General features: G+C 60.4%; 12 protein-coding genes. 6 read left to right on the top strand and 6 right to left on the bottom strand.

Annotated elements, in window-relative coordinates; genetic code table 11:
• Positions 1–957, bottom strand: a complete 957-nt coding sequence (locus ACQKP4_RS16295; protein ID WP_427634696.1) for a LysR family transcriptional regulator — start codon at positions 955–957, stop codon at positions 1–3.
• A 108-nt stretch (positions 958–1065) separates the two neighbouring features.
• Between ACQKP4_RS16295 and ACQKP4_RS16290 the strand changes: the two genes are divergently transcribed.
• Positions 1066–1815 (top strand): sulfite exporter TauE/SafE family protein, encoded by a 750-nt coding sequence (locus ACQKP4_RS16290; protein WP_427634695.1) that lies wholly within the window; start codon positions 1066–1068, stop codon positions 1813–1815.
• Here the strand turns inward: ACQKP4_RS16290 and ACQKP4_RS16285 are convergent.
• Complete coding sequence (locus ACQKP4_RS16285; protein ID WP_427634694.1) at positions 1805–2659, bottom strand: LysR substrate-binding domain-containing protein; 855 nt, start codon at positions 2657–2659, stop codon at positions 1805–1807. The genes ACQKP4_RS16290 and ACQKP4_RS16285 overlap by 11 nt on opposite strands.
• A gap of 96 nt (positions 2660–2755) precedes the next feature.
• Between ACQKP4_RS16285 and ACQKP4_RS16280 the strand changes: the two genes are divergently transcribed.
• Together ACQKP4_RS16280 and ACQKP4_RS16275 are read left to right on the top strand one after the other, a co-directional pair.
• Positions 2756–2971 carry a DUF1127 domain-containing protein gene (locus ACQKP4_RS16280; protein ID WP_094468364.1) on the top strand — a complete coding sequence of 72 codons (216 nt, stop codon included), beginning with the start codon at positions 2756–2758 and terminating at the stop codon, positions 2969–2971.
• Between the two features lie 64 nt (positions 2972–3035).
• Complete coding sequence (locus ACQKP4_RS16275) at positions 3036–4265, top strand: winged helix-turn-helix domain-containing protein (protein WP_427634693.1); 1230 nt, start codon at positions 3036–3038, stop codon at positions 4263–4265.
• A gap of 298 nt (positions 4266–4563) precedes the next feature.
• Here ACQKP4_RS16275 and ACQKP4_RS16270 read toward each other — a convergent pair whose 3' ends face one another.
• A complete protein-coding gene (locus ACQKP4_RS16270) occupies positions 4564–5910 on the bottom strand; it encodes a class II 3-deoxy-7-phosphoheptulonate synthase (protein ID WP_427634692.1) in 1347 nt (448 codons plus the stop codon).
• Positions 5911–6060: 150 nt separating this feature from the next.
• Between ACQKP4_RS16270 and ACQKP4_RS16265 the strand changes: the two genes are divergently transcribed.
• A complete protein-coding gene (locus tag ACQKP4_RS16265; RefSeq protein ID WP_427634691.1) occupies positions 6061–6816 on the top strand; it encodes a spermidine synthase in 756 nt (251 codons plus the stop codon).
• A 112-nt stretch (positions 6817–6928) separates the two neighbouring features.
• Here ACQKP4_RS16265 and ACQKP4_RS16260 read toward each other — a convergent pair whose 3' ends face one another.
• A complete protein-coding gene (locus tag ACQKP4_RS16260) occupies positions 6929–7720 on the bottom strand; it encodes a crotonase/enoyl-CoA hydratase family protein (RefSeq protein ID WP_427634690.1) in 792 nt (263 codons plus the stop codon).
• A gap of 432 nt (positions 7721–8152) precedes the next feature.
• Here ACQKP4_RS16260 and ACQKP4_RS16255 point away from each other — a divergent pair, with 432 nt between their 5' ends.
• Positions 8153–9826 (top strand): DEAD/DEAH box helicase, encoded by a 1674-nt coding sequence (locus ACQKP4_RS16255; RefSeq protein ID WP_427634689.1) that lies wholly within the window; start codon positions 8153–8155, stop codon positions 9824–9826.
• Between the two features lie 183 nt (positions 9827–10009).
• On the opposite strand, the gene ACQKP4_RS16250 is transcribed toward ACQKP4_RS16255, so the two are convergent.
• Positions 10010–10777, bottom strand: a complete 768-nt coding sequence (locus tag ACQKP4_RS16250; protein WP_427634688.1) for a DODA-type extradiol aromatic ring-opening family dioxygenase — start codon at positions 10775–10777, stop codon at positions 10010–10012.
• 101 nt (positions 10778–10878) lie between these two features.
• Here ACQKP4_RS16250 and ACQKP4_RS16245 point away from each other — a divergent pair, with 101 nt between their 5' ends.
• Positions 10879–11535 (top strand): thiopurine S-methyltransferase, encoded by a 657-nt coding sequence (locus ACQKP4_RS16245; protein ID WP_427634687.1) that lies wholly within the window; start codon positions 10879–10881, stop codon positions 11533–11535.
• 105 nt (positions 11536–11640) lie between these two features.
• Here ACQKP4_RS16245 and htpX read toward each other — a convergent pair whose 3' ends face one another.
• Complete coding sequence (gene htpX, locus ACQKP4_RS16240) at positions 11641–12528, bottom strand: protease HtpX (protein ID WP_427634686.1); 888 nt, start codon at positions 12526–12528, stop codon at positions 11641–11643.
• Positions 12529–12604 lie beyond the last annotated feature (76 nt).

The following is a 12604-nucleotide window of genomic DNA, read 5'->3' as shown; positions in this document are numbered from 1 at the left end:
CTAGTGGCGATCCAGATTGTTTTGCAGCGCCAGGTCCCACGGCGGCACGGGACTGAAACGCGTCTTCAGGTATTCCAGCAATAAACGGCTGCGCGAATTGGGTTGCTGCGCCAAGCGCAAGGCGTAGATGCCGGTGGTTTCAGGGGACGGCAGGCCGTTTTCACAGAACAGCGGCAGCAACTCGCCGCGCAATAGGTACTCACTGGCCAACCACGTGGGCAAGTGCGCGACACCCAATCCAGCGAGGGCGCCGCACACCAACGCTTCGGCATTGTTGGCACTGAGGCGGATTCGCGCAGGGCGGTGCAGTTGCATCTGCCCGTCCTGGGCAAAGCGCCAGGCGAAAGGCGGGGCAAGGCCGTCCCAGTCGAGGCCGTCGTGGTCGATCAACTGCGCCGGTTCGGTCGGCACGCCGCGGCGTTTCAGATAGTCAGGACTGGCGCAGGCGATGCGCACCATGCTCGCCAGCGGCGTGGCCACCAGCCGGGTGTCGGCCATTTGCCCGGCGCGCAGCACCAGATCGACCTTGCCCAGGTTCAAGCCCTGCATGTCGACAAAGCTGTCGATCAGGTGCAACTGCACGTCGAGGCCGGGGTAGAGCATCAGGAAATCGGCGATCACTGGCGCCAGATGCCGACGACCGAACGCGGCCGGCGCGTCGATTCTGATCAAGCCTTCCGGCGCGCTGCTGAGCGACACGGCTTCGGCGCGTGCCAGTCGCAGTTCCGCCACAATCCGCCGCGCCCGCTCGGCAAAGGCCAGGCCGGCCGGTGTCGCGCGCACCGCGTGAGTGCTGCGTATGAACAGTTGGCTGCCGACGGCATTTTCCAGGCTGTCGATACGCCGGGCCACCGCCGAGGGCGTCAACGGATGTCGACGCGACGCCGCAGAGAAGCTTCCGGTTTCCAGCACGTCGAGAAACAGTCCAAGCTGTCCGGTCAATTGATTGGGATTCATCTTTATTCAGCGCTTATGCGAAGTTGGCACAGCCATTGTGCGTTGCTGTGCGTTTCCCCGCCAGTGGCGACTGCGTACGATGGTCAACCTCACAAAAGGAAAATCCCGGTGATTGAGTTCGTGATGTATCTGGTGTTTGGCGCAGCCTTGGGCACCTTCGGCGGAATATTCGGCATCGGCGGCGGTTTGATCGCGATTCCGTTACTGGGCGTGTTGTTCGGTATGGATCAACAGATTGCCCAAGGTACGGCGTTGGTCATGGTGGTGCCGAACGTGATGCTGGCGCTGTGGCGCTACCACCAGCGCAATCGCATCGAACTGCGTCATGCGCTGCCGCTAGCCACGATGGGGTTTTGTTTTGCCTGGCTTGGTTCGATCTGGGCGGTGGGCATCGACGCACAAATCATGCGCGTCGGATTCGTCGCGTTCCTGATTGCGCTGTCGGTCTACAACCTGGTGCGCATGTTCACCGCCAATAGCCCGGCCTCGGCACAGATGCGCTATTCGTGGCCGTGGCTGGGCGTGCTCGGCGCGGCCTCCGGCACCATGGGCGGTTTGTTCGGCGTCGGCGGGGCGGTGGTGGCGACGCCGGTGCTGACCAGTTTGTTCGGCACCACTCAAGTGGTCGCGCAGGGGTTGTCGCTGGCGTTGGCGCTGCCCAGCACCGGCGTCACGCTGGTGACGTACGCGGTGCACCATGAAGTGGACTGGATGATCGGCCTGCCGCTGGCGGTTGGCGGATTGATGAGCATCAGTTGGGGCGTGAAGATTGCCCACGCCATGCCGGAGCGACTGCTGCGTGGGTTGTTCTGCGGTTTTCTGGTGCTGTGTGCGCTGATGCTCGCGCTTAAAGTTTGAACCCTTCGACGATGTGCTCGGCCAGGCACTCGGTGATCGGCGACGGATTGTGCAGGTTGCGCACCAGCATGATGCTGGCCTCGGGCAACAGCGGCAGGTCTTCGGCGGCGCCGAGGATGCGCATGTCCGGGGTGATCAGGCTTTCCAGTTGCGCGGTCACCGCCAGACCGGCACTGACCACGGCCATCAGCGCCGACAGGCTCGAACTGTTGTAGGCGATGCGGTAATCGCGGCCCATCGCATCCAGCGCATTGCAGGCCCACAGCCGGCAGAAACAATCACTGTTGAACATCGCCAGCGGCAACGGCGTCTGTTCGTGGGCGCTGAAGCATTGCGCTTCGGCCCAGACGAACCGTTCCTTGCGCAGCAACTGGCCAATCTCGGTGCCGGGTTCGCGGGTGACGATCGACAAGTCGAGGTCCTGGCGCTGCAACAGCTGTTTGGTGGATTCGCAGTGAACCTCGATCTGGATCAGCGGATAGAACTGGGCGAAGCGCGACAGGATCCCCGGCAGAAAACGCATCACGTAATCGTCAGGCGTCCCGATGCGCACGGTGCCGACCATATGCGGCTCGCGCAGGGTGTTGAACACTTCGCTGTGAAGTTTGAGGATTCGCCGCGCATAACCCAGCAACACCTGACCTTCGGCGGTCAGCTTGACCTGCCGTCCGTCACGCTCGAACAACTGGCGTTGCAGCACGTCCTCTTCCAGGCGCTTCATCTGCATGCTCACCGCCGACTGCGTGCGGTTGACCATTTCCCCGGCACGGGTGAAACCGCCCTGGTCGGCGATGGCGACAAAGGTGCGCAGCACATCGGTATCGATACTTGGGTAGGCCGACATCCATCAATCTCCGAGATGGGTACCATCAGAAACATTCGTTGGATTGATCTTAGCGCCGGGGCGAGACTTGAGCCATCCCCAACGGAGGACGACAAGATGAAAGGTCATAACGAGCATGTAACCGAAGAAAAATTCTCAATCCACGCGGTTTCGGATCTGCTGCACAAGTTTAGTCGCTGGTACGAGCTGCATCGCGAGCGTGAGTTGCTCGCCAGTTTGAGCGACGAAGCGCTGAAGGACATTGGCGTGAGTCGTGCGGACGTCGAGCATGAGTCCATCCGGCCGTTCTGGGATGACCCAATGCACAAATGATGAGGCCATTACTACACAAACCACTTCTCGGTGAGGTAGGTTGCGAGCAGACAAGGAGATGCTCATGCCCGCAACGTTGTCCTTTACCCTCAAACAGGCTCGCCGTCTGGCGCTGGCCGCCCAAGGGTTCAACGGGCGCCAGCCGCCGGCCGCGATCAACGCGGGCCATGTCAACCGGCTGATCGAACGGCTGGGCATTCTGCAGATCGATTCGGTCAATGCATTGGTGCGTTCGCACTACCTTCCTTTGTTTTCCCGTCTTGGTCATTACTCATCGGACTTGCTCGAGCAGGCTGCCTGGAGTCAGGGCAGGCGTCGCACGTTGTTCGAATATTGGGGCCATGAAGCCTCGCTGTTGCCGTTGTCGATGTATCCCTTGATGCGCTGGCGCATGCAGCGTGCGGCCCGAGGCGAGGACATCTATCAGCAACTGGCGCGTTTCGGGCGTGAGCAACAGGACACGATTCGTCGGGTGTTGGCGTCGGTCGAAGAGCTCGGTGCGCTGGGTGCCGGGAGCTTGTCGACCCGCCAGGAACGCGCCGGCCCCTGGTGGGACTGGAGCGCAGAAAAGCACGCGCTGGAATGGTTGTTTGCCGCCGGCGAAGTCACTGTGGCCGGTCGGCGGGGCTTCGAGCGACTGTATGACCTGCCGGAGCGGGTGCTTCCTTCGGTGATTCTGCAGCAGCCATTGCTCACTGAAGCCGAGGCTCAGCGCGGGCTGCTGCTGCATGCCGCGACGGCGCTGGGTGTCGGTACGGAAAAGGACTTGCGAGACTATTTTCGTCTGAACCCTGGCGACAGCCGATTGCGTTTGGCGGAACTGGTCGAGGAGGGCGATCTGCTCACTTGCGCGGTTCAAGGCTGGCGGCAGCCGGCGTACTGCTTGCCCGCGCCGAAGGTGCCGCGCAAGGTCGAGGCCAGTGCGCTGCTGTCACCGTTTGATTCGTTGATCTGGGAACGCAGCCGCACTGAGCGCCTGTTCGATTTCCGCTATCGGCTGGAGATTTACACGCCGCAGGACAAACGGGTCTACGGCTATTACGTGCTGCCGTTCCTGCACAACGAACGGATTGCCGCGCGGGTCGATTTACGCGCCGAGCGCGCGTCGGGACGGCTGGCGGTGCATGCCGTGCATGAAGAGGAGCCGGGGCTGGATGACGGAGGAATGCTGGCGTTGGCGGTCAATCTGCGGCGGATGGCGGACTGGTTGGGACTGGCGCAGGTGCAGTTGAATTGTCAGCGGGTGAGTGCGGGGCGATTGCGGGTGGCATTGGCTCAAATGGGCGGTGCTTGAGCTGACGCCTTCGCGAGCAAGCCCGCTCCCACAGGTGCAACGCATTCCAAATGTGGGAGCGGGCTTGCTCGCGAAGACGATTTATCCAACAACGCAGACCTGCCAGCCTCACCACCGAACCTGCCACAGGTGCAGCGCATTCCAAATGTGGGAGCGGGCTTGCTCGCGAAGACGGTGTATCCAACAACGCAGACCTGCCAGCCTCACCACCGAACCTGCCACAGGTGCAACGCATTCCAAATGTGGGAGCGGGCTTGCTCGCGAAGACGGTGTATCCAACAACGCAAATCCGACAGCCTCAGCGCCGAACCTGCTTCAAGGTCTCGGCAATCAAAAATGCCAACTCCAGTGACTGGTCCGCATTCATCCGCGGATCGCAGTGGGTGTGATACCGATCCGACAACCCATCCTCGGTAATCGGCCGCGCCCCGCCAATACATTCAGTGACGTTCTGCCCGGTCATCTCGATGTGAATACCGCCGGCATAACTGCCTTCCGCCTCGTGCACCTGGAAGAACTGCTTCACCTCGCCGAGAATCTGCGCAAAGTCGCGGGTCTTGTAGCCGCTGCTGGCCTTGATGGTGTTGCCGTGCATCGGATCGGAACTCCACAGCACGTGTTTGCCTTCCCGCTGCACGGCGCGGATCAATGCCGGCAAGTGATCGCCGACCTTGTTGGCGCCCATGCGGGCGATGAGGTTCAGGCGACCCGGATCGTTGTCCGGGTTGAGCACGTCGATCAGACGAATCAGGTCGTCAGGGTTCATGCTCGGGCCGACTTTGACCCCGATCGGATTGTTCACGCCGCGCAGGAATTCGACATGCGCGCCATCGAGCTGACGGGTGCGGTCGCCGATCCACAGCATGTGCGCCGAGCAATCGTAGTAATCGTTGGTCAGGCTGTCGCGTCGTACGAACGCCTGTTCGTAGTTCAACAGCAGCGCCTCGTGGGCGGTGAAGAAACTGGTTTCGCGCAGTTGCGGCGAGCTGTCCATGCCGCAGGCGCGCATGAAAGCCAGGGTTTCATCGATGCGGTCGGCCAGGTGACTGTATTTTTCCGCCAGCGCCGAGCTGGCGATGAAATCCAGGTTCCACTTGTGTACCTGATGCAGGTCGGCAAAACCGCCTTGGGCAAAGGCGCGCAGCAGGTTCAGGGTTGCAGTGGATTGGTGGTATGACTGGATCAGCCGTTCCGGGTCCGGTACGCGGCTTTTCTCGTCGAAACCGATGCCATTGACGATGTCGCCACGGTAGGCGGGCAGGGTGACGCCGTCGATGGTTTCGTCATTGGCCGAGCGCGGCTTGGCGAATTGACCGGCCATGCGCCCGACTTTGACCACCGGGCAGCCCGCGGCGAAGGTCATGACGATTGCCATTTGCAGCAGCACTTTGAACGTGTCGCGGATTTTCGCGGCGGAAAACTCGGCGAAGCTCTCGGCGCAGTCGCCACCCTGCAACAGAAACGCGCGGCCCTGAGTCACTTCGGCAAATTGACGGCGCAACTCCCGGGCCTCACCGGCAAACACCAGCGGCGGATAGCTGGCCAGGGTTTGCTCGACGTGCTGCAAATGCGCGGCGTCGGGGTATTGAGGTTGTTGCTGGATCGGCAGGGCGCGCCAGCTGTCAGGGCTCCAGGGTTGGCTCATTGCGGTCTCGGTTGTTTTTCGCTTGGGCGGCCATGTTATCAGCAATTAGTGCGTGACCTGCTCCCGTCGCTTCGCGGACAATCGCGCCTTTGCAGCTGCCTACCCGCGGGTTAATTGCGTTGCCGGTGCCGGCAGCGATCAGGAGACGAAATGACTGAGGAGCGCGTCGAGCATCTGCTCGCCGAGGTACAGGACGAGTTCGGCGTGATACGCGTTCTGGAAGTGGCCGATTACCGTTTTCTGGAGTTCGGCGATGCCATCGAGCAAAGCTGCGTCTTCACCGCTGATCCGAGCTGGCTCGAATACGATTACACCCGCGCGATGCTGATTGGCGCGCTCTGCCATGAACAGCCTGAAAGTGCGCTGTTCCTGGGCCTGGGCGCGGGCACGCTGACCCAGGCGTGCTTGAAGTTTTTGCCGCTGGACGATGTTGAAGCCATCGAGTTGCGCCCGGATGTGCCGCGCCTGGCCATTGAGTTCCTCGGTCTGGATGACGACCCACGGTTGTATATCCGCGTGGGCGATGCGCTGGAGTTGCTCGATACCGCCGAGCCGGCAGACCTGATTTTCGTCGATCTTTATACCGATGTCGGTCCCGGTGTCGGGCACCTGGCCTGGAGTTTCCTGGAAAACTGTCAGAAACGCCTGAATCCGGGCGGCTGGCTGGTGATCAACCAGTGGGCTACCGATGATGGCAAACCGCTGGGCGCGGCGTTGCTGCGTGGGCTCTACCATCGGCATTACTGGGAGCTGCCGGTGAAGGAGGGCAACGTTATTTTGATCGTGCCGTCGGAGCTTGATCAGCAGCTGGACATGGACGGCTTGATCGCTCGCGCCGAAGGGTTGGCGCCGCGCCTCGGGTATTCGTTGGCTTCGTTGATCAAGGCGATTCGGCCGGCCACTTAGGTCGTTGTCCGTGCGGGCCCTTTCGCGAGCAAGCCCGCTCCCACATTTTGAAATGCATTCCAATGTGGGAGCGTGCTTGCTCGCGAATAGGCCCCTAATGCCTACACATTCCTCAAAGCCCTTTGAAAATGCCAGGGCGCTTTTCAACCATCGATCGCACGCCTTCCTGGGCATCCTCACTCGCCAGCAACTTCTTCACCAACGGTGACAAGCCCTGCGCGGCCGCTGTTTCTCCTTCGTATCGCGCCTGTCGCGCCGACATCAACGTGGCCTGAACGCCGAGCGGTGCCTGTCGGGCAATCCGTTCCGCCAGTTCAATCGCCCTCGGCAGCAAATCCTCGCTGGCCATGACTTCCTGCACCAGGCCCAAACGCAAGGCGTCATGGGCGTCGAATTCATCGCCGGTCAGCAACCAGCGCATCGCGTTGCCCCAGCCTGCAACTTGGTGCAGGCGTAACGTTGCGCCGCCGAACGGGAAGATCCCGCGCTGCACTTCCATTTGCGCGAAGCGGGTGTTGCTGGCGCACAGGTTGATATCAGCGGCGAGCATCAACTCGATGCCAATGGTCAGGCAATAACCTTGCGCCGCGACAATCACCGGTTTGCTGACCCTCGGTCCGGCAAAGACACCCCACGGATCGCACCCGCCAGGCGGCGCCTGCCATCCCTCGGCGAGCGCCGCACTGGCGCTGACCAGATCGAGCCCGGCGGTGAAATGCTCGCCATGCCCGAACACCACCGCCACCCGCGCCTCGCTGTCGGCCTCGAACTCGCCATACGCCAGGCTGAGCTCGTTGAGCAGGGCGAGGTCAAAAGCGTTGCGTTTGGCCACCCGATCAAGGCCGATCAGCAGAACATGTCCATGTCGCTCACGGGATACACGACTGGGGCCGGGCTGATTCATGGGGCAACTCCTCGGGCGGGAAGGGATGGGACGGGATAAGTGAGACCGAAGGTCTGCACCGCAAGGGTGAACCGTTTTAGCGCCATCGCCAGCAGGGCCGGGCCTTTGAAAAATAGACCGTTGCGCGATTATTCGCAAAGCCTGTGACATAACGGTATATCCGTCAGTTTTCCGACAAATAATGCTCCCTTTTTGGGCGAATTCCGGTATAGTGCGCGCCGGCCTTTAACCGGGCCGCGTTTAGGTAGCGCAATTCCCCGAAGTCAGCTTCGGCTGCACGTCCGCACAGCGGACTCTCCCTTAACGAATCTTTTTCATTCATTCGTTTTCGCAAATCCCCGCCGACAAAGCAGCCAGGGCGACTCTTGAGTCTTACACGGCATGCGCAGCTTTGGAGCATGGGTCTTTGCGGATGCACTTAGAGGCAGACCCATGACCCAGGAAACCGGCGGCTTCGCCGCTTTTAATCTCAATCCGAACATTCTTGCAGCCGTCATTGCGACCGGCTACGAAGAACCTTCGGCTATTCAGCAGCAATCGATCCCGATCATCATGGCCGGCCACGACATGATTGGCCAAGCGCAAACCGGTACCGGTAAAACCGCCGCGTTCGCCCTGCCTATCCTGCATCGCATCGATCCTGCCAAGCGCGAGCCGCAAGCCCTGATCCTGGCGCCAACCCGTGAGTTGGCGCTGCAAGTAGCAACCGCTTTCGAAACCTACGCCAAGCAAATGCCGGGCGTTACCGTTGTGGCCGTTTACGGCGGCGCCCCTATGGGTCCACAACTGAAAGCAATCCGTAATGGCGCACAGATCGTTGTCGCTACTCCGGGTCGTCTGTGCGACCACCTGCGTCGTGACGAAAAAGTACTGGCCACCGTGAACCACCTGGTTCTCGACGAAGCCGACGAAATGCTCAAACTGGGTTTCATGGACGACCTCGAAGTCATCTTCAAGGCGCTGCCTGCAACCCGCCAGACTGTATTGTTCTCGGCCACCTTGCCGCAGTCGATCCGTGCCATTGCCGAACGCCATCTGCGCGATCCGCAACACGTGAAGATCCAGACCAAGACTCAGACCGTTACCGCGATCGAACAGGCTCACCTGTTGGTTCACGCTGACCAGAAGACCTCGGCTGTATTGAGCCTGCTGGAAGTTGAAGATTTCGATGCCCTGATCATGTTCGTGCGCACCAAGCAAGCGACCCTGGACCTGGCCAGTGCCCTGGAAGCCAAAGGCTACAAAGCCGCTGCGCTGAACGGTGACATTGCTCAGAACCAGCGTGAGCGCGTGATCGAATCCCTCAAGGATGGCCGTCTGGACATCGTTGTGGCGACCGACGTTGCTGCTCGTGGCCTGGACGTTCCGCGCATCACTCACGTGTTCAACGTTGACATGCCTTACGACCCGGAATCCTACGTTCACCGTATCGGCCGTACTGGCCGTGCCGGTCGCGAAGGTCGTGCACTGCTGCTGGTGACGCCGCGTGAGCGCCGCATGCTGCAAGTGATCGAGCGTGTAACCGGTCAGAAGGTTGCCGAAGTTCGCCTGCCGGATGCACAAGCCGTTCTCGATGCGCGCATCAAGAAATTGACCAACAGCCTGTCGCCGCTGGTTGCCGATGCCGAGTCGACTCACGGTGATCTGCTGGATCGCCTGACTGCTGACATCGGTTGCACTCCGCGTGCACTGGCCGCTGCTCTGCTGCGCAAGGCAACCAACGCTCAGGCGTTGACCCTGGCCGCGATCGAGAAAGAACGTCCACTGGTGCCGAACAACGCACCGCGTGGCGATCGTCCAGAGCGTACCGGTGATCGTCCGGACCGTGGTGATCGTGAGCGTCGTGCTCCGGTTGCGCTGGCTGAAGGCCGTGCTCGCTGCCGTACCGCGCTGGGTGCGCGTGATGGTATCGCTGCCAAAAACCTGCTGGGCGCCATCCTCAACGAAGGTGGTCTGGCGCGTGAAGCGATCGGTCGCATCCAGGTGCGTGACAGCTTCAGCCTCGTCGAGCTGCCGGAAGATGGTCTGGAAAAACTCCTGACCAAGCTGAAGGACACTCGCGTTGCTGGCAAGCAGTTGAAGCTGCGTCGCTACCGCGAAGATTGATCGGCTTTCGGGCTGATTGATCGAACATAAAAAATCCCCGACTGGTTCGGGGATTTTTTTGCCTGCGATTTGGGTCTGGCTGGAGACCGAGTTGCCTCATTCGCGAGCAAGCCCGTTCCCACAAGGAATGCGTTCCCGTGTGAGAGCGGGCTTGCTCGCGAAAAGAGCGACTCGGCCTATCTGTCAGCCAAAGCGGTAAATATCCATACCCAGCGCACCCAGGGTGAAACCCTGATGGACAATCCCGAATGCACCGCCGGCACCACGGGCGAAATACAACGGCAGCAGATGTTCGTCACTTGGATGATTGCGCACGGCGTTTGGCGCCTGCTGGCGATAGTCGTGCAGCGCGGCTTCGTCGTTCGCCGCGAGTTTTTCAATCATCCAGTCGCGAAAGGCCTTGGCCCATGGTTCAACGCTTTCTGGGCCGGCATGCCAGTCCAGTTCACGCAGGTTGTGGGTGATGCTGCCGGAGCCGATCAACAGGACGCCGTGTTCGCGCAGACTGGCCAAGGCATGGCCAACGTGACTTTGCAGGGCAGGGCCACCGCGAGTGGGCAGTGAAACTTGCACCACCGGAATGTCGGCCTGCGGGTACATCAATGACAGCGGCACCCAGACCCCGTGATCGAACGGTCGCTCGGCGTCGATGCGCGCCGGCAAGCCGTCGGCTTTCAGCAACTGGACAACCTCTGCCGCCAGTTGTGGGTGGCCAGGCGCGGGGTATTGCACGTCGAACAATGCCTTTGGGAAGCCGCCGAAATCATGCCAGGTTTCAGGTTGGGGATTGCCGTTGACTAGCAGTTCATCGCTTTCCCAATGCGCGGACACAATCACGATAGCTTTGGGTTTCGGCAACTCTGCCGCGAGGCCAGCCAGGGCAGGCCCGCTGGCACCAGGTTCCAGTGCCAGCATCGGGGAGCCATGGGATATATACAGGCTAGGGAACATGAATGAGCTCCTGAGAGTAAGATGGCCCATCTTCAGTCAGATCATTGATCTAAATCTAATATAAGTTTTTGGGTCTTTTGATCGAATTTTTGGGATTAATTATGCAGCCGGAGTTTTGGCACAAGCGGTGGACGTCGAATCAGATCGGCTTTCACCTGCCGCAAGTGAATCCATATCTGCAGCGCTACTGGCCTCAGCTTGGCCTGGAGGACGGCTCGCGTGTGCTGGTGCCGTTATGTGGGAAAAGCCTGGACTTGCTGTGGCTGGCGAAATGCGGTCACGAGGTCTTGGGTGTCGAGTTGTCGGAGAAGGCGGTAGAAGACTTTTTTCACGAGCACCAGTTTGACCCCGATGTCAGCGACCAAGGTCCGTTCACGGTTTATCGGGCGGGTTCGATCGAGGTCTGGTGTGGTGATTTCTTCGCATTGACGGCCGGGGATGTCGCCGATTGCAGCGGGTTGTACGACCGCGCAGCGCTGATCGCTTTGCCACCGGCCATGCGCAAGCAATACGCCGAGCACCTGACGCGGATTGTGCCGAAGGCGTCTTCGGGGTTGCTGATTACTCTGGATTACGACCAGGCGCAAAAGGACGGCCCACCGTTTGCCGTGCTGGATGACGAAGTGCAGCGTTTGTTCGCAGCGTCGTGGGAACTGAAGATTCTGGAAGACCAGGACGTGTTGAGCGAAAGCTGGAAGTTTGTCGAGAGCGGAGTTACGCGGCTTGAAGAGCGGGTTTATCGGATTTCTACTCGGTAAATGATGGTGCAGGTGCGGGCCTCTTCGTTGGCTCGCCGCCCGGAGCATTCAAACAGACAAAAAAAGGCCCGCATCGCTGCGGGCCTTTTTTATTACGCGGAGCTATCAGCCCCGACGATGCAGTGCATCGATACGCTCTTCCAGCGGCGGGTGGCTCATGAACATGCGAGCGAACCCTTGCTTGATGCCGCCGTTGATGCCGAACGCGGTCAGCGAGTCCGGCATGTGCACCGGCAAGCCCTGTTCTGCACGCAAGCGTTGCAGAGCACTGATCATCGCGGCGGTACCGGCCAGACGAGCACCGGCTTCGTCAGCGCGGAATTCGCGTTTGCGCGAGAACCACATGACGATGGCGCTGGCCAGAATGCCCAGGACCAGTTCGGCGACGATGGTTGCCACATAGTAGGCAATGCCCTGGCCCTCTTCATTCTTGAAGATCACCTTGTCGACAAAATTACCGATGATCCGTGCGAAGAACATCACGAACGTGTTCACCACGCCCTGAACCAGCGCCAGGGTGACCATGTCGCCATTGGCTACGTGGCCGATTTCGTGGGCCAGGACGGCCTTCACTTCGTCCGGCGAGAAGCGCTCGAGCAGACCTTGGCTGACCGCGACCAACGCGTCGTTCTTGTTCCAGCCGGTGGCGAATGCATTGGCCTCGTAGGCCGGGAAAATCCCGACTTCGGGCATCTTGATGCCGGCTTCGCGGGACAGCTGCTCAACGGTTTGCAGCAGCCATTGCTCGTGACGAGTCCGTGGCTGGGTGATGATCTGGGTGCTGGTGCTCATCTTCGCCATCCACTTGGAGATGAACAGCGAGAACAGCGAACCGGCAAAACCAAAGACCGCACAGAAAATCAGCAGCTGATTGAGGTTGAGATCAACCCCGTTGGCCGCCATGAACCCGTTGAAGCCGAACAGGCTCAGGGTGATGCTGGCAATCAGCACGACCGCCAGGTTAGTGGCCAAAAACAGCAGGATGCGCATCATGGTTGTAGAAGTCTCCTCATGCTAAAGATGTAGCGTACTGCGGGGTATATAAGGTGCTGCACCGGGCTATTCAACC

This window comes from Pseudomonas sp. NPDC086278 (assembly GCF_050280905.1).
Lineage (GTDB): Bacteria > Pseudomonadota > Gammaproteobacteria > Pseudomonadales > Pseudomonadaceae > Aquipseudomonas.
Note: the sequence above shows the minus strand (reverse complement) of the source record. Positions and strands in the feature narration are given on the sequence as shown.